The organism is Pseudomonas sp. Root562 (genome assembly GCF_001427125.1).
In the GTDB taxonomy this organism is placed as follows: Bacteria; Pseudomonadota; Gammaproteobacteria; order Pseudomonadales; family Pseudomonadaceae; genus Aquipseudomonas.
In genome coordinates, this window is the sequence record NZ_LMGK01000001.1 from 512,343 (window position 1) to 535,354 (window position 23,012).

Below are 23,012 nucleotides of genomic sequence, written 5' to 3' on the forward strand. Positions count from 1 at the left end.
CGCATCGATAGATGCCATTAAAACCCTGAGTGATGGCGCACTCAGGGTTTTTTCTTGCCTTGAATGTTCAGAAGAGGAAATAGCGCTGCGCCATCGGCAACACATCCGCCGGCTCACACCACAACAACTCGCCGTCAGCTTTGACCTGATAGGTCTGCGGATCGACGTCGATGTTCGGCAAGTAGTCGTTGTGGATCAGGTCGGTTTTCAGCACGTCGCGACAGCCTTTGACCACGGCGATTTTCTTCTTCAATCCCAGGGCTTCGGGCAATCCGGCGTCATGTGCCGCCTGGCTGATGAAGGTCATGCTGGTGGCATGCAATGAGCCGCCGAAGCTGGCGAACATCGGGCGGTAGTGCACCGGTTGCGGCGTCGGAATCGAAGCGTTGGCGTCGCCCATCAGGCTGGCCGCAATGGCACCGCCTTTTAGAATCAGCGTCGGTTTGACGCCGAAGAATGCTGGGCGCCAAAGCACCAGGTCGGCCCATTTTCCCACTTCCACCGAGCCCACTTCGTGGCTGATGCCATGGGTGATCGCCGGGTTGATGGTGTACTTGGCGATGTAGCGTTTGGCGCGGAAGTTGTCGTTGCCTGTGCCGTCACCCGCCAGCGGCCCGCGCTGTTTTTTCATCTTGTCGGCGGTCTGCCAGGTGCGCGTGATGACTTCGCCGACACGACCCATGGCCTGGCTGTCGGAGCTGATCATCGAGAACGCACCGAGGTCGTGGAGGATGTCTTCGGCAGCAATGGTCTCGCGGCGAATGCGGCTTTCAGCGAAGGCCACGTCTTCGGCAATGCTCGGGTCAAGATGATGGCAGACCATCAGCATGTCGAGGTGTTCGTCGATGGTGTTACGGGTGAACGGTCGGGTCGGGTTGGTCGAACTCGGCAGCACGTTGGCGAAGCCGCAGGCCTTGATGATGTCCGGTGCGTGACCGCCACCGGCACCTTCGGTGTGATAGGTGTGGATGGTGCGGCCCTTGAAAGCGGCGAGGGTGGTTTCGACGAAGCCTGATTCGTTGAGGGTGTCGGTGTGGATCGCCACCTGCACGTCGAACTGATCGGCGACGCTCAGGCAGTTGTCGATGCTTGCCGGGGTGGTGCCCCAGTCTTCATGCAACTTGAGGCCGATGGCGCCGGCCTTGACCTGTTCGATCAACGGCTCCGGCAAGCTGGCGTTGCCTTTGCCGGTGAGGCCGATGTTCATCGGGAACGCATCGGCGGCCTGGAGCATGCGCGCCAGGTGCCATGGCCCGGAGGTGCAGGTGGTGGCGTTGGTGCCGGTGGCCGGACCGGTGCCGCCGCCGATCATGGTGGTGACGCCGCTCATCAGCGCCTCTTCGATCTGCTGCGGGCAGATGAAGTGGATGTGGGTGTCGATGCCGCCGGCGGTGAGGATCATGCCTTCGCCCGCGATGACTTCGGTGCTGGCCCCGATGGCAATGGTCACGTCCGGTTGCACGTCCGGATTGCCGGCCTTGCCGATGCCGGCGATGCGCCCGTCCTTGAGGCCGACGTCAGCTTTGACGATGCCCCAGTGATCGATGATCAGCGCATTGGTGATCAACGTGTCGACCACTTCGGCGGCCAGCAATTGGCTCTGGCCCTGACCATCGCGGATCACCTTGCCGCCGCCGAACTTCACTTCTTCGCCATAGGTGGTGAAGTCTTTTTCCACTTCGATCCACAGTTCGGTGTCGGCCAGGCGCACCTTGTCGCCGACGGTGGGGCCGAACATGTCGGCGTAGGCTTGTCTTGAGATTTTCATGCGCTTGCCTTGTAAATGATGGGTGTCAACCTGCGATCCATTGTGGCGAGGGAGCTTGCTCCCGCTGGGCTGCGCAACAGCCGTGAAACCTGCAATCGGATATCGTCAGGTACACCCCATGTTTCTGATTAGCGAGCGCTTCGCACTCGAGCGGGAGCAAGCTCCCTCGCCACAGGGGAACATTTCAGTCGAGATTGCCCATGACCCTGCCGGCAAACCCGAACACCCGACGATGCCCCGCCAGATCCACCAACTCGACGTCGCGACTCTGCCCCGGTTCAAAGCGCACGGCAGTGCCGGCGGGGATGTTCAGGCGCATGCCGCGGCTGGCGGTGCGGTCGAAGGTCAACGCGTCGTTGGTTTCGAAAAAGTGGTAATGCGAACCGACCTGGATCGGCCGGTCGCCACTGTTGGCCACGGTCAGGCTGATGGTGCGGCGACCGGCGTTGAGTTCGATGTCGCCGGGCTGGATCTGGTATTCACCGGGAATCATCAATGGGCTCCTTGGAGAATCTTGTAGTAGAGGGCGGTGGGCTTGTAACGGCCGCTCGGGTCGCAGGCGTAATCGGGGATTTCCCCGGCGCGGGTGTAGCCCAGGGCTTTGTAGAAATCCTCAGCGGGCGAGCCGGCTTCAGTGTCGAGGTAGAGCATGCCGCGCTTGTGTTGCAAGGCGGCCTGTTCCAATGCGGTCATCAACTGTTGGCCCAGGCCACGACGTCGCGCATGTTCGCGCACCAGCAATTTCTGCACTTCGGCGCGGTTCAGGCCATTGGCTTTGCGGCACAGGCCCAGTTGCACGCTGGCTTGCACCTGTTCGTCCTTGACCACCACCCACAGCAACAAATTGCCTTTGTTGAGATTGTCCTGAACCTCATCGAAATAGGCGTGGGCCTGCGTGGCATCAAGGTCGGCCATGAAGCCGACACTGGCGCCATAGCCGACGGCATCGAGCAGCAGATCAATCAGGCCCTGACGGTAGTGCGCAAAGCTTTCTACATTGACGCGTCGCAGTTGGGCGGGATTCATGTGCGATCACTCCTTGTGGGCGGCAGGTGGCTGTGCGCCAGGATTGAGGGTCAGTTGCATGAAGGTCAGGTCCAGCCAGCGCCCGAATTTGGTACCCACTTGTGGCATTTGCCCGGTGGTGACGAAACCGATGCGCTCATGCAAGCGGATCGAGGCGGTGTTGCCACTTTCGATGGCCGCGACCATGACGTGTTTGCCGCAACCTCGGGCGCGCGCTACCAGCACGTCCATGAGTTGCGGCCCCAGGCCATTGCCGCGTTGATCGCTGCGTACGTAGACCGAGTGCTCGACGGTGTGGCGGAAGCCGTCGAATGGGCGCCAGTCGCCGAAAGAAGCGTAGCCCAGTACGGCGTCGTCCATATCGACGATTACCAGGATCGGATACGCCTGCGCCTGTCGGGCGTGGAACCAGGCCTGACGGTTGTCGAGGTCCACGGCATGTTCGTTCCAGATCGCGGTGGTGTTGAGCACGGCGTCGTTGTAGATGTCGCGGATCGCCGCAAGATCGGCATGCACGGCATCGCGGATGTGGTAAGTCATGGCGGGACCTCAGGCGATCGGTTGGTGGACGGTGACCAGTTTGGTGCCATCGGGGAACGTCGCTTCGACCTGGATCTCCGCAATCATCTCCGGGATACCCTCCATTACTTGTTCGCGGCTGAGCAAGGTGGTGCCCAAGTGCATCAGTTCGGCCACGGTTCGACCATCGCGCGCGCCTTCGAGCAGCGCCGCGGAAATGTAGGCCATGGCTTCCGGGTAATTGAGTTTCACACCGCGCGCCAAACGCCGCTCGGCGACGAGGCCGGCGGTGAAGATCAGCAGCTTGTCTTTTTCACGTGGGGTCAGGTCCATTGGTGCAATCCATCAGGGCAGATTAAAAGGTATTCGGGCATGTAAACACGAACCCTGTGGGAGCTGGCTTGCCAGCGATGGGGACCTCGATGCCGCCAAAAGCATCGCTGGCAAGCCAGCTCCCACAGGGTTCGGTGTTCAGGTGTTCCAGATGCGTGGTGGCATGGCTTCGCGATCCAAAAGCGCTGGGCGCAGCAACTTCCACAATTCAATCAGCCAGCCCCGTGCCAGCAATGCCTCACTGGCCAGGCATCGAGCCACCAGCAACCCGGGCAACTGGGTCAGGTCCCCGCGCACTTCGTTGGGCAGCGAGCGGCATTTCTCCAGCAACTCACTATCTATCTCGCCAGTCACCAACAAGGTGCCAAACACCGGTTGCCCATCCAGCCCGATCGGTGAATCGAGCAGGCCGTCATTGCCGACAATGCGCTGGCGTTCATGCCAGAGCAACTGGCCGTCGCGACGGATCTCCAGTTGCGCCTGAAAGTGCCCGAGGTCGAAACGCTCACCGCTGGCCGGTCGGCCCAGGGCCACCACATCCCAGTAGAACAGACGGGCATCGCCTTCAAGCTCGACAGAGGTGCTGAGTTCGGCCTGCGCTGCACTGAAAATGATCGTTTCCTGGGGCAGCCATTCCAGTGTCGCACCGGCGGCTACTTTCAAGTCCAGCCGCTGATAGGCAGGGCCTGCCGCGCGATACCACTTGGCTGCCCCGGGACTGGTGATTTGCGCCCAGGCGCGGGAACCGACATCGGCCGAAATGTTCAGGCGATCACCGCCGGCAATCCCGCCCGGCGGGTGGACGATGATGTGCTGGCAGACTTCGGGACCTTCGGCATACAGGTGTTTCTGCACCCGCAGCGGGCCTTTGTGCCGGCGCTGGACCGGGCGCGTGGCGTCGTTGAACCGGGCGTAGCCCAGTTCCAGCTCGGCATGCCAACTGGGGGTAAACGAAATGCCGGATGCGGGAAGAGTCATGGTCAATGCTTTTCGGGAGTTCGACAGCAGGGTTGCAAAGGCTGTGCCGCAGGAATTTATCCGCAAGAGCAGGATTGTTAAGGCGCGCCGCGCACCAGTAAGGGGCGCGGCGCAACGAGGGGTGCGACAAATTGGTGCTTGGAATGACTCAGATCGTGACCAGTCCGCGCACGCCTTCCGCTTCCATGTTCTCGCCGCGACCCTGTTGCACGATTTCGCCCCGGGACATCACCAGGTATTGATCGGCCAGTTCGGCGGCGAAATCGTAGAACTGCTCCACCAGCAGAATGGCCATGTCGCCACGGGCAGCGAGTTTCTTGATCACTGCGCCGATCTCCTTGATCACCGAGGGCTGGATGCCTTCGGTGGGCTCATCGAGGATCAGCAGGCGTGGGCGGCTGGCCAGTGCGCGACCAATGGCCAGTTGCTGTTGCTGACCACCGGAAAGGTCGCCACCGCGGCGTTGCTTCATCTGCAGCAGCACCGGGAACAATTCGTAGATGAACGCCGGGACTTCTTTCGCTTCACTGCCTGGAAAGCGTGAAAGACCCATCAGCAGGTTTTCTTCCACGGTCAGGCGGCCGAAGATTTCCCGGCCTTGCGGCACGTAGGCGATGCCGGCGTGCACCCGTTGGTGCGGCTTGAAGGCGGTGATCGGTTTACCTTCCCAATTGACCGCACCTTCCTTGGCCGGCAGCAGCCCCATCAGGCATTTGAGCAACGTGGTCTTGCCCACGCCGTTACGCCCGAGCAGGCAGGTGACTTCACCGACCTTCACCTCAAACGTCAGGCCGCGCAGGATGTGGCTACCGCCATAATATTGGTGCAGCTTGTCGACTTGCAGCATGTCCATGTTCTCCCCGTGATCGTTCCCACGCTCTGCGTGGGAATGCATTTCGTGACGCTCAGCGTCACCATGCGCAGGACTTGAGCCCTGCATTGTCAGCGGGACGCGGAGCGTCCCAGGCGGCATTCCCACGCGGAGCATGGGAACGATCAATTCGCAAAATCAGCGACCGAGGTAGACCTCGATCACCCGCTCGTTGTCCTGCACCTGCGCAAGCGACCCTTCGGCCAACACGCTGCCCTGATGCAACACGGTGACGTGGTCGGCAATCGAGCCGACGAAGCCCATGTCGTGTTCCACCACCATCAGCGAATGCTTGCCGGCGAGGGTCTTGAACAGCTCGGCGGTGAATTCGGTTTCGGCGTCGGTCATGCCCGCGACCGGTTCGTCGAGCAGCAGCAGTTGTGGGTCCTGCATCAGCAACATGCCGATCTCCAGAAACTGCTTTTGCCCGTGTGACAGCAACCCGGCGGGGCGATTGACCGACGCGGTCAGGCGAATGGTATCGAGCACTTCGGCGATGCGATCCTTTTGCTCACCATTGAGCCGCGCCCGCAGGCTGGCCCACACCGACTTGTCGGTTTTCTGCGCCAACTCAAGATTCTCAAAAACGCTCAGGGCCTCGAACACTGTGGGCTTCTGGAACTTGCGGCCGATACCGGCCTGGGCGATCTGCACTTCGCTCATCTGTGTCAGGTCCAGGGTTTCGCCAAACCAGGCCTTGCCGTGGCTGGGCCTGGTCTTGCCGGTGATCACGTCCATCAACGTGGTCTTGCCCGCGCCGTTGGGGCCGATGATGCAGCGCAGTTCGCCGACGCCGATGTACAGGTTCAGATCGTTCAGGGCCTTGAAGCCATCGAAGCTGACGCTGATGTCTTCCAGGGTCAGGATGGTGCCGTGGCGGGTGTTCAGGCCCTTGCCGGCGCGTTGACCAAGGCCGATGGTGTCGCGGCTGGTGCCGGCGTCCTTGTTGGGCTCCACGGGGAAGAACGCGGGTTCGAGCATGAATTGCGCCGTCGCAGTGACTCTCATTGCTCACCTCTCTTTTTCAGCAAACCGATCACGCCTTTGGGCAAATACAAGGTCACGACAATGAACAGCGCACCGAGGAAGAACAGCCAATACTCGGGGAACGCCACGGTGAACCAGCTCTTCATGCCGTTGACCACGCCGGCACCGAGCAACGGACCGATCAAGGTGCCACGACCGCCGAGGGCCACCCACACCGCCGCTTCAATCGAGTTGGTCGGCGACATTTCACTCGGGTTGATGATGCCGACTTGCGGCACATACAACGCGCCGGCCAAACCGCATAGCACAGCGCTCAACACCCACACGAACAACTTGAAACCACGCGGATCGTAGCCACAGAACATCAAGCGATTCTCCGCATCGCGCAGCGCGGTCAGCACTCGGCCGAACTTGCTTTGCGCCAGCCGCCAGCCGATGTACAGGCTCGCCACCAGCAACAGCACCGTGGCGAAAAACAGCACGGCGCGGGTGCCGGGTTCAGTAATGCCGAAGCCGAGAATCGTGCGGAAGTTGGTGAAGCCGTTGTTGCCACCGAAGCCGGTTTCGTTGCGGAAAAACAGCAGCATCCCGGCGAAGGTCAGGGCCTGGGTCATGATCGAGAAATACACGCCCTTGATCCGCGAACGGAAGGCGAAGAAGCCGAATACCAGAGCCAGCAACCCCGGCGCCAGAACGACCAGGCACAGGGTCCAGAGAAAGCTGCTGGTGCCGGTCCAGAACCACGGCAGCTCGGTCCACGACAGGAACGTCATGAACGCCGGCAAGCCATCTCCCGAGGCCTGGCGCATCAGGTACATGCCCATCGCGTAACCGCCAAGGGCGAAGAACAGACCATGGCCCAGGGACAGCAGGCCGGCGTAACCCCAGACCAGGTCCAGCGCCAGGGCAACGATGGCGTAGCAGAGTATCTTGCCCACTAGCGTCAGCGTGTAGGCGGATACATGCAACGTGCTGTCCACCGGTAGCAACGACAGCAGCGGCAATGCCAGCAGCAGGGCGAGGATCACCGCGCCGACAGCGATCGTGACTTTCGGGCCGGCCTTTTGGGTAGCCGTGACAATCAGAGGCTGGTTCATCAGTCGATCACCCGTCCTTTCAGTGCAAAGAGACCTTGCGGACGTTTCTGGATGAACAGAATGATCAGCGCGAGGATGAGGATCTTGCCGAGCACGGCGCCGATCTGCGGTTCGAGAATCTTGTTGGCGATCCCCAGGCCAAACGCGGCGAACACGCTGCCGGCCAATTGCCCGACGCCGCCGAGCACCACCACCAGGAACGAGTCGATGATGTAGCTCTGGCCCAGATCCGGGCCGACGTTGCCGATCTGGCTCAGCGCAACGCCACCCAGACCGGCAATGCCCGAACCGAGGCCGAAGGCGAGCATGTCTACGCGTCCGGTGGGCACGCCGCAACAGGCCGCCATGTTGCGGTTCTGGGTGACGGCGCGCACGTTCAGGCCCAGGCGTGTCTTGTTCAGCAGCAGCCAGGTCAGCACCACCACAAACAGGGCGAACGCGATGATGACGATGCGGTTGTACGGTAGAACCAGATTGGGCAGCACTTGAATGCCGCCCGACAGCCACGCGGGGTTGGCCACTTCAACGTTCTGCGCGCCGAACACCAGACGCACCAGTTGAATCAGCATCAGGCTGATGCCCCAGGTGGCGAGCAGGGTCTCCAGTGGGCGGCCATAGAGGTGGCGAATCACCGTACGCTCCAGCGCCATGCCGATGGCGGCGGTGACAAAAAAGGCCACGGGCAAGGCGATCAGTGGATAGAACTCAATGGCCTGCGGCGCGTAGCGCTGGAACATCAATTGCACGACATAGGTCGAGTAGGCACCGAGCATCAGCATTTCGCCGTGGGCCATGTTGATCACGCCGAGCAGGCCGAAGGTGATCGCCAGGCCCAACGCTGCGAGCAGCAGAATCGAACCCAGCGACATGCCGCTGAAGGCCTGGCCCACAAGCTCGCCGATCAGCAGTTTGCGTTTGACCTGGGCCAGGCTGGTTTCGGCCGCTGTGCGTACAGTGGCATCGGTTTCAACGGCGGGATCGAGCAAGCCTTCGAGCCGGGTGCGGGCCAGCGGGTCACCGGTTTCACCGAGCAGGCGCACAGCGGCGAGCCGCACAGCCGGGTCGGCATCAACCAATTGCAGATTGGCCAGGGCAAGGCTCAGTGCGGCATGGACGCTTTCGTCCTGTTCGCCAGCAAGCTGCTGGTCGAGGAATTTCAACTGCGCCGGTTTGGCGCTTTTCTGTAGTTGCTGTGCAGCGGCCAGACGCAGTCTGGCGTCGGCGGCGAGCAACTGATGGCTGGCCAGGGCGGTGTCGATCAACCCCCGCAAGCGATTGTTCAGGCGCAAGGTTTTCGGTTGGCCGTCGACGGTCAATACACCTTGTTGCAGGGCATTGATCAGCTCGACGCGGACCGGATCGGGCTGCGCGGCCCAGGCTTCGAGCAACTTGGCTTGCTGCACGGGATTGGCGGCGACGAAGTCTTCGGCGTCGCCGGCGTGAGTGGCCATCGGCAGCAACAACGCGAGGGCGAGGAGAAAGCGGTAGAGGGCAGTGGGCATAGAGAGTCGCCTTGCTCGGACTAATGTGAAGGCTGGCTCTTGTGGCGAGGGAGCTTGCTCCCGCTGGGACGCGAACCGGTTCCCAAAAAGGACTGCTGCGCAGTTCAACGGGAGCAAGCTCCCTCGCCACAAAAACCGCTCCCACTGGGGGTTGGTTTTGATCGTTCCCACGCTCCGCGTGGGAATGCAGCCCGGGACGCTCCGCGTCCCTGAAGCGGACGCAGAGCGTCCGTTGAGGCATTCCCACGCAGAGCGTGGGAACGATCAGGTTGAGCGGGATAACTCAGTTGCTCTTCACCGCATACTCCGGCTTCTTGTCGTTGCCCGGAATGAACGGGCTCCACGGCTGGGCGCGAATCGGGCCTTCGGTCTGCCATACGACGTTGAACTGACCGTCGGCCTGGATCTCGCCGATCATCACCGGCTTGTGCAGGTGGTGGTTGGTCTTGTCCATGGTCAGGGTGTAGCCGGACGGCGCGGCGAAGGTCTGGCCGCCGAGGGCTTCACGGACTTTATCGACGTCGGTGGACTTGGCTTTTTCAGCGGCCTGCGCCCACATGTGGATGCCGACGTAAGTGGCCTCCATCGGGTCGTTGGTCACGGCTTTGTCAGCGCCTGGCAGGTTGTGTTTCTTGGCATAGGCTTTCCAGTCGGCAACGAATTTCTTGTTCGCCGGGTTCTCCACCGATTCGAAGTAGTTCCACGCCGCGAGGTTGCCCACCAGCGGTTTGGTGTCGATGCCGCGCAGTTCTTCTTCGCCCACCGAGAACGCCACGACTGGAACGTCGGTGGCTTTGAGCCCCTGGTTGGCCAATTCTTTGTAGAACGGCACGTTGGAGTCACCGTTGACGGTGGAGATGACCGCCGTCTTGCCGCCGGCCGAGAACTTCTTGATGTTGGCGACGATGGTTTGATAGTCGCTGTGACCGAACGGCGTGTAGACCTCTTCGATGTCCTTGTCGGCCACACCTTTGGAGTGCAGGAACGAACGCAGGATTTTGTTGGTGGTGCGCGGGTAGACGTAGTCAGTGCCGAGCAGGAAGTATCGCTTGGCGCTGCCGCCTTCTTCACTCATCAAATATTCAACGGCGGGGATCGCTTGCTGGTTCGGCGCGGCGCCGGTGTAGAACACGTTCGGCGACATCTCTTCGCCTTCGTACTGCACCGGATAGAACAGCAGGCCATTGAGCTCTTCGAACACCGGCAGTACCGATTTGCGTGACACCGAAGTCCAGCAACCGAACACCACGGCGACCTTGTCCTGGGTCAGCAGCTGGCGGCCCTTTTCGGCGAACAGCGGCCAGTTGGACGCAGGGTCCACGACCACCGGCTCCAGCATCTTGCCGTTCACGCCGCCCTTGGCATTGATCTCGTCGATGGTCATCAGCGCCATGTCTTTGAGCGACGTTTCGGAGATCGCCATGGTGCCGGACAACGAATGCAGAATACCGACCTTGATGGTCTCGGCAGCCTGGACGGTCCAGGTCATGCCCATCGCGGCAATGCTTGCCGAAAGTGTGAAAGCCTTGATCAAACTGCGACGCTTCATTGTGCGATCTCCATGAACTTATGAATTTTCTTGGGTGGCAGATGCGGACTACTGAAGGGTCTTTAGCAAGGGCTGTGCCCGGTCGGGCAAAGGTAGGAAAATGTCGGTTTAGAGCGATTGAGCGTTGGCGGGATGCACCATGAGAGAACGCTGTTGGCGCGCTGGTGCAGGTGGCCGCGCCAGATTGGGGCGAGCCGTGCCGATCAAACTGTAGGCGCGAGCCTGCTCGCGATAGCGGTAGATCAGACAACATCTGCGCTGGCTGAAAGATCGCCACCGCGAGCAGGATTCAACAGTGGGTATCAGTTTTGTAAGCGACGAGTGTCAGCTTTTGATGCAGGTTTCAAAACCATGTCCGCCACCTTCGTACTCCGGGCCGTAGTAGTACTTGGTGAATGAAGTTTTCCCGTCAGGCGTGGACGCGATGTTCGCTATCCCGACACCGTAGTCCTTGAGCGACGGGTCGGTATGGGCAAAGTAAATCGCCAGGGAATTCAAGTTGGCGGCGGCAAACCCGTCATACCGCGAGTTGTCGGGCAATGTCAGGGTAAAACCGTAGGCGCCATGTTCGCCGGTACTTTGTTCGGCATTGAGTTTCATGTCGACAACCCCTTCAAACGGGCCGATGTGACTGTCCATTCCGGTACATTGATATCGGCCGCTGTAGTCAACGCCAGTAAAGGGTGGCTTGGCTGCCCATGCAGGCGTTGAAACAAGTGCGATGGCTATGATGAGTTTTTTGAACATGGTTACCTCTTTCCGCTCCTGTAAGAATTATGACGGTTAAGGTGTAGGAATAATCGTCATTAATGTGCGCAAGTTTTTATTATGTAACTTGCTGGAGCGGAGTATGAGCGTGGTCATGGATTTGTTAAGTGCCAACTCAATACGAGACTTTTCCAGATCTCCATGTGGTTTTTAGTTTGTTTTAATTAAACATGATGTTAACGACGTCGCATCAAACCGATGAAAAACAAGCCGCCAATCGCGGCGGTGGCCACGCCGATGGGCAAGTCTTCGGGCGCGATCAGCGTCCGGGCGGCGACGTCGACCCACACCAGAAACACGCTGCCGAGCAGTACGCACACCGGCAGCAATCTACGGTGTTCCGCGCCGACCAGTCGCCGCGCAATATGCGGCACCATCAACCCGACAAAACCAATGGAGCCGCTGATCGACACCAGCACCCCGGTCATCAGCGAAGCGATCACGAACACTCGCAACCGCACGGATCGCGCATTCAATCCCAGCGTCACGGCAGTCTGCTCGCCGGCCATCAACGCATTGAGCGGTCGAGCCATGCCCAGCAGCAGCACCAACCCAATCAACACGCTGGCGGCGGGCACCGCGAGCAATTCCCAGCGCGCCAGCCCGAGACCACCGAGCATCCAGAACATCACCGCCGAACTGGCGCGATGGTCGCCCATGAACAGCAGCAAGTTGGCCACCGCCATCATCACGAACGACACCGCCACTCCGCACAGCAGCAGGCGTTCACTTTCGAGTCGACCGTGGCGGCTGGCGATCATCAGCACCACCAGCATGCTCAACAATGCACCGATGAATGCTGCAATCGGCAAGGTCAGCAAGCCAACGATTTCACCGACATGCAACATCACGATCACCGCGCCCAGGGTTGCGCCGGAGGTGACCCCCAGCAGATGCGGATCGGCCAGCGGATTACGGGTCGCCGCTTGCAGCACCGCGCCGACCAGCGCCAACCCGGCGCCGACCAGCGCACCGAGCAACATGCGCGGTACGCGGATCAGCCAGACGATATGTGCCTGCCCGGCGCTCCACTCCTGCACACCAACGCCGAACAACTTGTGCAGGAGAATCCGCCAGACTACGTCCACCGGCACCCGCGCCGGGCCGAATCCCAGCGATACCACGCACGACACCAGCAGCAGCGCGCCAAGGGCCATCAGCAACAAGGCGTAGCGACGATTGATCATGTGCCGTGCAAACCCTTGGCCAGGGTTTCCACCGCCAGGACGTTGTCGATCCCCGGAGTGGCCTGCACGTAGGGAATGACGATGAAGCGTTGGTGCTTGATCGCGTCCACCGATTGCAGCGCCTTGTTGCTGCGCAGGAATTCAATCTTCTGTTCGGCGGTGACTTCGCCATAGTCGACGATCACGATCACCTGCGGGTTGCGCTCGACCACGTTCTCCCAGTTGACCCGAGTCCAGCTCGCGTCGACATCGGCGAGAATGTTTTGCCCGCCGGCGGCATCGATCAGCGCTTGCGGCATGCCCAGGCGACCGGACGTCATGGCCCGGTCTTCACCGCTGTCATAGAGAAAGACCCTGGGCTTATCGGCGGGCAGACCCTTGCGAATCCTGCTGACTTGCGCCTGCATTTCACTGATCACGGCATCGGCGCGATCCTGCACGTCGAAAATCCTGCCGAGGTTGCGCAGGTCGTTGTACGTGTCTTCGAGGCTGGCCGGTGGACGCTTCATCACGAATGCGCAGGACTCGGTCAGTTCGTAGACATTGATGCCCAACGGTTGCAGGGTTTGCGGCGTGAGGTCACCGCCGACACGCATGCCGTAATCCCAACCGGCGAAGAAGAAATCGACATTGGCGTTGAGCAGGGTTTCCACCGACGGGTACTTGGCCGCCAGCTCCGGCAAGCCGTCGAGGATGCTCTGCATCTGTGGCGTCACCGCTTTCCAGCCACTGACGCCGCTGTACCCGACCATCTGTGGCTTGAGGCCAAGGGCGAGCATCATTTGAGTCATGTTGATGTCGTGGCTGACCGCGTGTTTCGGCGCCTGCTGGAAGGTCACTTGACGATTGCAGCTCTGCACCGTCAACGGGTAATGCGTGGGCTCGGCATACGCCTGGGCGCTGCCCAGCAACACCGCGAGGGAAAGACTGGAACGCAGCAGATTCATGGTTGGGTTATCCAGGTAATACGGGGGTAGCCGTGCAAGGGATGTTCATCGATCAACGCTTCGACGCCGAACACGTTACGCAACAACGCGGCGTTGAGGACTTCTTTCGGTGTGCCGCAAGCGACGATGCGGCCGTGATCGATCACGTACAGCCGATCGCAGAACGCCGCGGCCAGATTCAGGTCATGGATGCTCGCCAGGGTGCCGATCTTCAAGCGCTTGACCAACTGCAACAGCTCCAGCTGATAGCGCGGATCAAGGTGATTGGTCGGCTCGTCGAGGATCAGCAGTTGCGGTTGCTGGGCCAACGCGCGGGCCAGGATCACCCGCTGCTTTTCACCGCCGGACAGGGTGGTAAACGCATGGTCTTCGAAGCCCTTGAGGCCAACTGATTCCAGAGCGTGGAGGGCGAGGTTTCGATCCTCGACAGTGTCGCCATCGAACAGGCCTTTGTGCGGCGTGCGCCCCATGGCGACGACTTCTTCGACGGTCAGCCCGAAGGCATCGGGAAACTCCTGCAGCACCACGGCGATGCGTTGCGCGCACCAGCGCGAGGATTGCTTCCAGACGTTGTGATGGCCGAGCCCGACCTCGCCGCTTTGCGGTTTGCTGAAGCGCCACGCACAACGCAACAGGCTGGTCTTGCCACTGCCGTTAGGGCCGATCAACCCGACAAGCTCGCCGGCGGCCACGTGCAACGAGGCATCACGCAGCTGGAACTGGTGATGACAATGGCCGTGGCCAAGGGGAGTCCAGGAAATATTTGTGAGGTTCAGCGAAGTCATGCAGTGACTCTTTAGGTGAAGCGAACGGTCCCTTCGCTGGCAAGCCAGCTCCCACAGGTGTTATGTCGATCACAAAAATTGCGTAAGACATGGACCCTGTGGGAGCGGGCTTGCCCGCGATGAGGCCAGCAAGTAACCCTGAGTTGCCAGGATGACGCGCGGGCAGTTTACAGGGCCGAGGCTCCCGCGCATCTCGCCTGACTCACGATGAAGATGAGGCGCTTTCAGTTTCCCGGATGAAGCGCGACAGCACCAGGCGATCGAGCAACCAGACCACCACCAGCGAAGCGCCCACCAGCGGAAATGCCACCGCCAATGCGAACATGATGACCATCGCGGTTTTCCACTTCGGCAGATCATGACGCAGCGGCGGCACACCGAGCTTGCCTTGCGGGCGGCGCTTCCACCAGATCACCACCCCGCTGACGGCGCTGAGCAGGATCATCAGGCAGATCAGCAGCACGATGATCTGGTTGACCACACCGAACATCTTGCCTTCGTGCAGCATCACGCCGATTTCCGTGGCGCGAGCGACGGCGCCGTAATGCTCGTAGCGCACATCGGCGAGGACCTTGCCGGTGTACTGGTCGACGTGCAGCGTGGCGTCATTGCGCGGGTCGTCGGCGAACACCGCGATGGTGAAAACACCGGTGGCGGTCGTCGGCAAGGTGATGCTGTAACCCGGTTCGACCTTGCCTTGGGTGGCGATGTTCTGCACGTCTTGCAAGCTGATGCTCGGCGCCGCCGGGCCAGCCTGGGCACCACCGTGGGCCATGTGTTCGGCGTGAGCGCCGGACATCGGCATCGGTGTGTTTTCCATGGCCCAAGGGACAGTCTGGCGCGTGGCACTGTTGAGGCTGCGCGCTTCGACGTCGGATTTCGGTACGTCGTCCCACATCGCCGCCGGAAACACGTTCCACACGGCCGCATATTGTTGGCCCCAGAACCCGGTCCAGGTCATGCCGCTCAGCAGCATCACCAACAACAGGGATGCGCCCCAGAAACCGGTGACGGCGTGCAAGTCGCGCCACAGCACGCGGCCACGACTACTGAGGCGCGGCCACAAGATGCCCGCTGCCTGACCGCGCGGCCACCACAAGAACACCCCGGAAACCACCAGCACCACGCCCCACCCGGCAGCCAGTTCCACCAGCCGGTCACCGACGGTACCGATCATCAGTTCGCCGTGGATCGCCCGGGCAATGGCTTGCAGGTTCTTCCTGGCGTCCTGTTCGCCAAGAATGTCGCCATGGTACGGATCGACGAACACATTCAGCTCGGTGCCGTCTTTGATCACGACAAACTGGGCGCTGCGCTCGGCGTTGACCGGTGGCAGGTATTGCTTGATCGTCGCTTGTGGATACGAGTCCTTTACGCGTTTGAGCAAGTCATCGGCCGGGATCGTGTGATGGCCGGCCGGGACGTTGAGCAGGCTGCTGTACATCAGCGAGTCGAGCTGCGGTTTGAACAGATAAATCGTGCCGGTCAGCGCCAGCATTACCATGAATGGCGCAACGAACAATCCGGCATAGAAATGCCAGCGCCAGGCCAGGTTGTAGAAATTCACTTTGGGCTGTTTCATCACGTGTGCTCCGCTTGGCTGGATCTTTTAGTTGTTTGTTTTGCGGTTGCTGTACAACCGATCGCGGGCAAGCCTTGCTCCTGCTGTAGGAGCGAGGCTTGCCCGCGAAGCTCTCAGAAGCTCATATCCACCTTGGTCCAGAGCGTGCGCCCCGGCTCCTTTATGGCTTGCGGGTCATTGGCCGGGTAGCCGAAACCGGCGTTGCCGGCCAGGTTCAAGTGTTCGGCGTACGCCTTGCCGAACAGGTTGTCGACGCCGCTGCTGACCTTCCAGTTGCTGCTGATCCGATAGGCGCCGTTGAGGGAGAACACGCCGAAGCCCGGCGTCTTGTCGAAGTCCTTGCCAACCACGTTGCCTTTGTTCTGGTCGATACGGTTTTGCGCGGCGACCACTCTCCACAGTGCGCCAGCGCTCCAGTTGTCTTCGCTGTAGGTCAGGCCAAAACGCGCATCCAGCGGCGGCATTTGCGGCAATGCACTGCCATCGCTGCTGTTCTTGCCCCAGGCGTAGGCCAGGGTCGCATCGGCTTTCCAGTGTTCGGTTAAGTTGTAGGCAGCGCCCAGTTCGCCACCCATGATCCGCGCGTCGATGTTCTCGGCTTGCGAGGTCGTGCCCATCATTGTCGGGGTGTAGTTGAACAGGATGTAGTCGTGCACCTGACCGACATAAGCCGAAGCCCAGGCTTCGAGGTCTTCGGTCTTGTATTGCAGGCCGAAGTCGAGCTGGGTGGTCTTTTCCGGTTTGATCGAGTCGAAGGCATTCACCGAACCGGCGGGGCCGGACTTGGGTGAAAACAGCTCCCAGTAATCCGGGAACCGCTGGGTGTGCCCCAGGCCCGCATACAGCGTGGTCGGGCTGTCGGCCAGGTCATGTTCGTAGCGGATGAAACCGCTGGGCAGGGTGCCCGCGCGGGTGTCATCGGCAGTCGGGTTCGGCCGGGTCATCATTCCTGAACCGGTGGTCTGCCGGTAATCCTTGGCCGAAGCGCGGTCCAGGCGTGCACCGCTGATCAATCGGTCACGGTCGGCGGCGTACCAGGTCAATTCGCCGAACACCCCGTAGTTATGGAAGTCGGCATCCTTGGTGTAGGGCAGGTCCTTGTAGGCATCGACACCCATGGCGCTGCGCTGGCGATGTTCGTTGGTCTGCGCGTCGATGCCACTGATCAACTGCACATCGGCCCAGCGCCAGGTGCCCTTGATTCGCGCGCCGAGGGTCCGGCGGTCGACATTGGACGCCATTGGCCCGGCCATCATCCCGGTACCGGACGGCGTGCGCAGGGTGTAGTTGTCCATCACGTGGTCGGCGTAGTTGTAATAGACCTGGGCTTCGAGCTTTTCCAGTACGTCGCTGAGGTTGGATTTCTCGAAGCGCAGGCCCAGGCTTTCGCGCTTGAATTGTGAACCGTCCATGCCGCGACCGGCGTACCGGGCCTCGCCGTCACCCTTGCCTGCGGTCAGCTCCAGCAGGGTATCGGCGTCCGGGGTCCAGCCCAGTGCGACATCGCCGTTCCATTTGTCATAACGCGAGGCGACGGTGTCGTTGTTGCCGTCCTTGTAATCGTCGGCCTGGGCGGTGTTGCCAATCACCCGCACGTAGCCCAGTGGCCCGCCAGCAGCGGCGTCCAGCACTTTATCGAAACGACCATTGGAGCCGGCCAGCACACTGGCGTTAACCCGCGTACCCAGTTCACCGAAACTTTCCGGTTCGCGATCGAAGAGGATGGTGCCGGCCGAAGCCCCCGGTCCCCAAAGTACGGTCTGCGGGCCTTTGATGACCGTAAGCTTGTCGTAGGTTTCCGGTGAGATGTAGGAGGTGGGGGCGTCCATCCGCCCTGGGCAAGCGCCAAGCATCATGCCGCCGTTGGTGAGAATGTTCAGGCGCGAACCGAACATGCCCCGCAGCACCGGATCGCCGTTGGTACCGCCATTGCGCACCTGGGCGAATCCCGGGATGGTTTTCAGATAATCCGAACCATCGCTGGCCGGCACCGGTTGCCGCGGGTCTTTCGGATTGGTGACGATGGTCAGCGGCGAACTCGGGGCAATGGCGGTGATGACCGTCGGGCTCAGTTCTTCAGCATGACCTGGGTGTTCATCGGCCAGCACCGAAGGTGTCAGCAAGGCTCCGCACAGAATGGCGGTGGCGTGCCTGAAACGAATCATGGATTCGTTCGGGGTAAAAGACACTTGGGCAGGGCTCAAGCGTGTGTCAGCAGAAAACCTGGACATTGCAATTTCCATCGAGCAGTCGTAAACGACACGGCGGACAACCAGAGCTGTCTTCTCAACCGTGTGAAATCAGAGGTGGCTGTTTACGCGACGATGGGCGGGGCGCGGGTGCGGGCTCCGGGGAAAAAGGTTTGCCGGGCATGGCCCAGGCGTGGGGAGGGGATGGTGAATGTGTTGACGGGCGGGATGTTGAATGCGACGAAGGATCCGCCGCCGGTCAATGCCGGGCAATTGAACAGCAGGCTGCAATAGCCGCATTTTTCCCAGATCGCATGGTGCCCCGATGCTGGCGGGCAGTGTTCAGCCGGTGGTTGCGTGCCGTGGTCGGCGTGCTCCATCGCCGACATGTCCATGCTCATGTCCATCGACATGTTCATCGACATCGGGGCGCGCTGATCCATCGGCATCGACTGAGAAATCAGTGGACCGATAAAGATCATCAGCATGGCGAACAGGCTGATCCAGCTGCCGCTCCTCAGGCGTGAAGGCTGATGGCGGTGGGCGGATGACCTGGCGCTTGACGTGCGCATGGACGGATTCGGCTCAGCGGGTTACTGAGCGTGCGCGTGCTGGTGCGTGACCTCGGGTGGCTGCTTCTGCACCGCCACTTCAACCGTCACGTCACCGGCCTTCTCGAAATGCAGGGTCAACGGAAAGCGCTTGCCATCGACCAGCAGGCCACGGTCTTTCAAGTTCACCAGCATCACGTGGTAGGCCATCGGTGCAAACGTGACGTTGGCGCCAGCAGGGATATCCACGTTGGGTACCTGTTGCATTTTCATCAGGTCGTTTTGCATCACATGTTCATGCAGTTGCGCTTCGCCAGAAAGTGGCGAGTCGACGCTGAGCAAGCGGTCGGCGGTATTGCCCGCGTTGTGAATGACGAAATACGCGGCAACTGTCGGCGCATTGGGCGGCAGTTCCTGCGACCAGGGATGAGCGATTTCCAGGGCGCCAACTTTGTATTCGTGGGCATTGGCAAAACAGGCAGGCAGCAGCAACGCGGCCAGAACGATGAATTTGTTCAACATGGCAGTTCTCCAGAACGATTCGAAACGCAGGTCAATTGCGAGAAGAAATCACACCAGAGGGGAGGCACGGGGATTGAGGCTTGGCCATTGCTGGCGCGGTGTCGGCGTGTTGAGCGACGACGCTGGCAGGCTTCGATTGGACTCGAACTGCGCGAAATACAGTCGCGGTTCATGGCCGGGCAACGCCACCAAGGGAGCAGAGCCCGAGCAGCACCAGCAGTGCTGCATGTTGGAATGATCGTCGTTTTGCGGGGCTTTTTGTTCGATTTTGCCCAGGGAGATCGCCACCATTTTGGTGCCGCTCGATGTGCAAAAGCTGCCCCACAACAATTGTTCGGCGGGTGACTTCGCCGACTGCGCCATCGCTCCGGACATCGGCATGGCGAGCATGTTGAACAGCACTGCGAAGCAGGCTATCCAGGCAATTGCGAGCCGTTGTCGGGACATGGGACAAAATCCGGTGGGTGAGCGATCAGGCGCGGGCTATTTAGCCTGATCAGGGCCGATAAGTAAAAAAGCGGCGTGCGGTGTGGTGTCGCAGCGTCGACCGTTCTTAGTGTTCATGATAGTCGTGAATTCAAAATGCCAGTACCACTTAAGCTTTGTTCAAATTTTCTAGACCTCAGTGGACACCCACTCAAAAACCAGACAACGCAATCCTGTGGGAGCGTACCTGCTCGCGACGATGACCTATGGTAATCAGAGTCCCTATGTAAATTGCTGCATTCTCAATACTTGTAACACTTCCGTCACCGAACCAAACTCCCGCTCAACCCCCGGCAACACCGGCCGTTTCAACACCAGCACCGGCACCCCACGCTCCCGCGCCACGTCCAGCTTCGGCTCGGTCGCCGTGCTGCCGCTGTTCTTGCTGATCAGCACGTCGATCTGCCGGCGCTCAAACAACTCGCGCTCATCGTCGATCAGGAACGGGCCGCGCGCGCCGATTACCTCGCAGCGCTCGTTGCCGGGATAAACGTCGAGGGCGCGCAGGGTCCAGAATTGCTCCGGGGGAATTTCGTCCAGGTGCTGCAACGGTTCGCGGCCGAGGGTGAACAGCGGGCGGCGAAACGGTTTCAGGGCTTCGATCAAGTCGGCCCAATCGCTGACTTCCCGCCAGTCATCACCGGCCTGTGCTTGCCACGCCGGACGCCGCAGTGCCCAGCAGGGAATACCGCTTGAACGTGCAGCAGTTGCCGCGTTCCGACTGATTTGTGCGGCGTAGGGGTGAGTGGCGTCCAGCAACAGATCGATGCCTTCATCGCGAATGAATTGCGCCAACCCTTCGGCACCGCCGTAGCCGCCGACCCGAACCTGACATTGCAGATCCGTCGGCACGCGGCCGATGCCGGCCAGACTATAGATGTGTTGCGGCCCCAGGGTTCGGGCAATGGCCAGGGCCTCGGTCACGCCACCGAGCAACAGCATTCGTTTCATTGAAAAGCCCCCGCATGCCCGACGATCCCGCCCTGGCGGTCGATGGCGAACACTTCGACCTGAACCTGCGCAGGGACCACGCTACGGGCAAACGCCAGGGCGTGACGGCATACCGCATCACCGAGGGCGATACCGGCGGCGCTGGCCATGGCCAAGGCCTGCTGACTGGTGTTGGCATCACGGATGCCTTGCTGCAACGCTGCATCGGCACCCACTGCAGCGGCCCATTCGGCCAGCTGCGGCAAGTCGATGCTCGAATGACGACTGTGCAAGTCCATGTGCCCTGCGGCCAGTTTGCTGATCTTGCCGAAGCCGCCACAAAGGCTGAGTTTATCCACAGGCACCTTGCGCAAATGCTTGAGCACCGCGCCGACGAAATCGCCCATTTCGATCAGGGCGATTTCCGGCAGGCCATAGACCCGGCGCATGGTGTCTTCGCTGGCGTTGCCGGTGCAGGCGGCGATGTGCAGGTAACCGTTGGTTTTGGCGACATCGATGCCTTGGTGAATCGAGGCGATGTACGCCGCGCAGGAAAACGGCCGGACAATGCCGCTGGTGCCGAGAATCGACAGGCCACCGAGAATACCCAGGCGCGGGTTCATGGTTTTCAATGCCAGTGCTTCACCGTTTTCGACATTCACCGTGACCTCGAAGCCGCCGCTGTAACCGTGTTCTGCGGCGAGTTGGGTCAGGTGATCGCTGATCATTTTGCGCGGCACCGGATTGATCGCCGGTTCACCGACGCCCAGTACCAGCCCGGGACGGGTGACGGTGCCGACACCGTGTCCGGCAAGGAAGCAAATACCTGGCTCAGCGCGCAGTCGCACTTGGGAATAGAGCAAGGCACCGTGGGTGACGTCGGGATCATCACCGGCATCCTTGATCGTGCCGGCTTCGGCGCTATCGTTCGTCAGCCGACAGAACTCCAGGCGCATCTGCACTTGTTTGCCCTTGGGCAAGATGATGTGTACCGCGTCCGCCGCCGCGCCGGTGAGCAACAGGCGAGCCGCCGCGAGACTGGTCGCTGTGGCGCAACTGCCAGTGGTCAGGCCACTGCGCAGGGGGGCAGGTTGTTCGGCGGTTTCGTCACGCATCGAGAGGTTTCGTCGTGTCCAGAAGAGTAATCGGCAAGGCCTGACGCCAGGTATCGAAGTCACCCAGCGGTTGCGCCTGCGCGATGTGGATGCGCGTCAGTTCCCCGCCGTGCTGTTCACGCCATGCCATCAGGGTCATTTCACTTTGCAATGTGACCGCATTGGCAATCAGCCGGCCACCGGGTTTGAGGGCGGCCCAACAGGCGTCCAGCACGCCTTCGCGGGTGACGCCGCCACCGATGAAAATCGCGTCCGGACGTTCCAGGTCTTGAAGTGCTTGCGGTGCATGGCCGCGAATCAGCTGCAGGCCAGGCACACCGAGGGCATCGCGGTTATGTTCGATCAATTGCTGCCGCCCTGCATCGGCCTCGATGGCCAGTGCCCGACAACTCGGGTGGGCACGCATCCATTCGATGCCGATCGAGCCGCTGCCAGCGCCGACATCCCATAGCAGTTCGCCGGGCGTCGGGGCCAGGCGTGCGAGGGTGATCGCCCGGACATCGCGCTTGGTGATCTGGCCGTCGTGCTTGAAGGCCGAGTCTGGCAGGCCGGCCAGCCGTGACAGGCGGGGTGTGGAGGGGGCGGCAAGGCAGTCGATCGCGATCAGGTTCAAGTCGGCGATGACCGGGTCGGCCCAGTCGCTGGCGATGCCGTCGATACGTCGTTCGGCTTCGCCACCCAAATGTTCCAGCACGGTCAGACGGCTCGGGCCGAAGCCTCGTTCACGCAGCAGCGCGGCGACTGCGGTGGGGGTGCGCCCATCGTTGCTCAGCACCAGCAAGCGCACGCCGCTGAACAGCTGTGCGCCGAGTGCGGCGATCGGGCGGGCAACCACTGACAGCGTGACCACTTCCTGCAACGGCCAGCCCATCCTGGCGGCGGCCAGCGAACAGGAAGAGGGCGCCGGTAGCGTCAGCATTTCCTCGCAGGGCACGTGTCGTGCAAGGCTGGCGCCCACGCCGAAGAACATCGGATCGCCACTGGCCAGGACGCATACCGGTTCGCCACGCCGGGTCAATACCGGTTCAAGTGTGAATGGACTTGGCCACAGTTGCCGTTGCCCACGGACGCAGGCTGGCAGCAAATCCAGTTGCCGTTGCCCACCGATGATCCGCGCAGCATTCAGCAGGGCGTGTCGGGCATTTTTGCCAAGCCCCTTGAAGCCATCCTCTGCGATGCCTACCACTGTCAGCCACGGGGTCATGCTGTTCCTCACCTATCAATCGACGCCAAACATCAGGGTGCCGGTCCGTGTCCGGCTGGCGGTCGCACATGATAACGCGGTATGGAAGTCATTCGCCTGTGGTTGTCGGGTGAAAT

At 61.1% G+C, this 23,012-nt stretch carries 23 protein-coding genes; all 23 read right to left on the reverse strand.

What is annotated here, in order from left to right; genetic code table 11:
- Positions 1-67: 67 nt before the first annotated feature.
- Positions 68-1,768 (reverse strand): urease subunit alpha, encoded by a 1,701-nt coding sequence (ureC, locus tag ASD60_RS02290; RefSeq protein WP_056852427.1) that lies wholly within the window; start codon positions 1,766-1,768, stop codon positions 68-70.
- 184 nt (positions 1,769-1,952) lie between these two features.
- Positions 1,953-2,261 (reverse strand): urease subunit beta, encoded by a 309-nt coding sequence (locus tag ASD60_RS02295; RefSeq protein ID WP_056852428.1) that lies wholly within the window; start codon positions 2,259-2,261, stop codon positions 1,953-1,955.
- Positions 2,261-2,794, reverse strand: a complete 534-nt coding sequence (locus ASD60_RS02300) for a GNAT family N-acetyltransferase (protein WP_056852429.1) — start codon at positions 2,792-2,794, stop codon at positions 2,261-2,263. The genes ASD60_RS02295 and ASD60_RS02300 overlap by 1 nt, the downstream gene beginning before the upstream one ends.
- 6 nt (positions 2,795-2,800) lie before the next feature.
- Positions 2,801-3,334 (reverse strand): GNAT family N-acetyltransferase, encoded by a 534-nt coding sequence (locus tag ASD60_RS02305; protein ID WP_056852430.1) that lies wholly within the window; start codon positions 3,332-3,334, stop codon positions 2,801-2,803.
- 9 nt (positions 3,335-3,343) lie between these two features.
- Entirely contained in the window at positions 3,344-3,646 is a 303-nt protein-coding gene (gene ureA, locus ASD60_RS02310) for an urease subunit gamma (RefSeq protein WP_056852431.1), read from the reverse strand.
- 138 nt (positions 3,647-3,784) lie between these two features.
- A complete protein-coding gene (locus ASD60_RS02315) occupies positions 3,785-4,624 on the reverse strand; it encodes an urease accessory protein UreD (protein WP_056852432.1) in 840 nt (279 codons plus the stop codon).
- A gap of 148 nt (positions 4,625-4,772) precedes the next feature.
- Complete coding sequence (gene urtE / locus ASD60_RS02320) at positions 4,773-5,471, reverse strand: urea ABC transporter ATP-binding subunit UrtE (protein WP_007945247.1); 699 nt, start codon at positions 5,469-5,471, stop codon at positions 4,773-4,775.
- A 162-nt stretch (positions 5,472-5,633) separates the two neighbouring features.
- Positions 5,634-6,503, reverse strand: coding sequence for an urea ABC transporter ATP-binding protein UrtD (gene urtD / locus ASD60_RS02325; protein WP_056852433.1), 870 nt, complete (start codon positions 6,501-6,503; stop codon positions 5,634-5,636).
- On the reverse strand, positions 6,500-7,579 hold the full coding sequence (urtC, locus tag ASD60_RS02330) for an urea ABC transporter permease subunit UrtC (RefSeq protein ID WP_056852434.1): 1,080 nt from the start codon (positions 7,577-7,579) through the stop codon (positions 6,500-6,502). Before urtC ends, urtD begins: the two co-directional genes overlap by 4 nt.
- Entirely contained in the window at positions 7,579-9,081 is a 1,503-nt protein-coding gene (gene urtB / locus ASD60_RS02335; protein WP_056852435.1) for an urea ABC transporter permease subunit UrtB, read from the reverse strand. Before urtB ends, urtC begins: the two co-directional genes overlap by 1 nt.
- A 283-nt stretch (positions 9,082-9,364) precedes the next feature.
- A complete protein-coding gene (urtA, locus tag ASD60_RS02340; protein WP_056852436.1) occupies positions 9,365-10,630 on the reverse strand; it encodes an urea ABC transporter substrate-binding protein in 1,266 nt (421 codons plus the stop codon).
- Between the two features lie 324 nt (positions 10,631-10,954).
- A complete protein-coding gene (locus ASD60_RS02345) occupies positions 10,955-11,377 on the reverse strand; it encodes a hypothetical protein (RefSeq protein WP_056852437.1) in 423 nt (140 codons plus the stop codon).
- A gap of 197 nt (positions 11,378-11,574) precedes the next feature.
- Complete coding sequence (locus ASD60_RS02350) at positions 11,575-12,585, reverse strand: FecCD family ABC transporter permease (protein ID WP_056852438.1); 1,011 nt, start codon at positions 12,583-12,585, stop codon at positions 11,575-11,577.
- On the reverse strand, positions 12,582-13,532 hold the full coding sequence (locus tag ASD60_RS02355) for an ABC transporter substrate-binding protein (RefSeq protein ID WP_056852439.1): 951 nt from the start codon (positions 13,530-13,532) through the stop codon (positions 12,582-12,584). The genes ASD60_RS02350 and ASD60_RS02355 overlap by 4 nt, the downstream gene beginning before the upstream one ends.
- Complete coding sequence (locus tag ASD60_RS02360) at positions 13,529-14,317, reverse strand: ABC transporter ATP-binding protein (protein ID WP_056852440.1); 789 nt, start codon at positions 14,315-14,317, stop codon at positions 13,529-13,531. Before ASD60_RS02360 ends, ASD60_RS02355 begins: the two co-directional genes overlap by 4 nt.
- A 202-nt stretch (positions 14,318-14,519) precedes the next feature.
- On the reverse strand, positions 14,520-15,899 hold the full coding sequence (locus tag ASD60_RS02365; protein ID WP_056852441.1) for a PepSY-associated TM helix domain-containing protein: 1,380 nt from the start codon (positions 15,897-15,899) through the stop codon (positions 14,520-14,522).
- 113 nt (positions 15,900-16,012) lie between these two features.
- Positions 16,013-18,130 carry a TonB-dependent copper receptor gene (locus ASD60_RS02370; RefSeq protein WP_056852442.1) on the reverse strand — a complete coding sequence of 706 codons (2,118 nt, stop codon included), beginning with the start codon at positions 18,128-18,130 and terminating at the stop codon, positions 16,013-16,015.
- Positions 18,131-18,213: 83 nt separating this feature from the next.
- Positions 18,214-18,660: a DUF2946 domain-containing protein gene (locus ASD60_RS02375; RefSeq protein WP_056852443.1), complete on the reverse strand. Its 447-nt coding sequence runs from the start codon at positions 18,658-18,660 to the stop codon at positions 18,214-18,216.
- A 21-nt stretch (positions 18,661-18,681) separates the two neighbouring features.
- Positions 18,682-19,161, reverse strand: coding sequence for a copper chaperone PCu(A)C (locus tag ASD60_RS02380; RefSeq protein WP_056852444.1), 480 nt, complete (start codon positions 19,159-19,161; stop codon positions 18,682-18,684).
- A 48-nt stretch (positions 19,162-19,209) separates the two neighbouring features.
- Positions 19,210-19,608 carry a DUF2946 domain-containing protein gene (locus ASD60_RS02385; RefSeq protein WP_056852445.1) on the reverse strand — a complete coding sequence of 133 codons (399 nt, stop codon included), beginning with the start codon at positions 19,606-19,608 and terminating at the stop codon, positions 19,210-19,212.
- A gap of 261 nt (positions 19,609-19,869) precedes the next feature.
- Positions 19,870-20,598 carry a cobalt-precorrin-6A reductase gene (locus tag ASD60_RS02390; protein ID WP_056852446.1) on the reverse strand — a complete coding sequence of 243 codons (729 nt, stop codon included), beginning with the start codon at positions 20,596-20,598 and terminating at the stop codon, positions 19,870-19,872.
- A complete protein-coding gene (locus ASD60_RS02395; protein WP_056852447.1) occupies positions 20,595-21,692 on the reverse strand; it encodes a cobalt-precorrin-5B (C(1))-methyltransferase in 1,098 nt (365 codons plus the stop codon). The genes ASD60_RS02390 and ASD60_RS02395 overlap by 4 nt, the downstream gene beginning before the upstream one ends.
- A complete protein-coding gene (locus tag ASD60_RS02400) occupies positions 21,685-22,896 on the reverse strand; it encodes a bifunctional cobalt-precorrin-7 (C(5))-methyltransferase/cobalt-precorrin-6B (C(15))-methyltransferase (protein ID WP_056852448.1) in 1,212 nt (403 codons plus the stop codon). The genes ASD60_RS02395 and ASD60_RS02400 overlap by 8 nt, the downstream gene beginning before the upstream one ends.
- Positions 22,897-23,012: the final 116 nt, after the last annotated feature.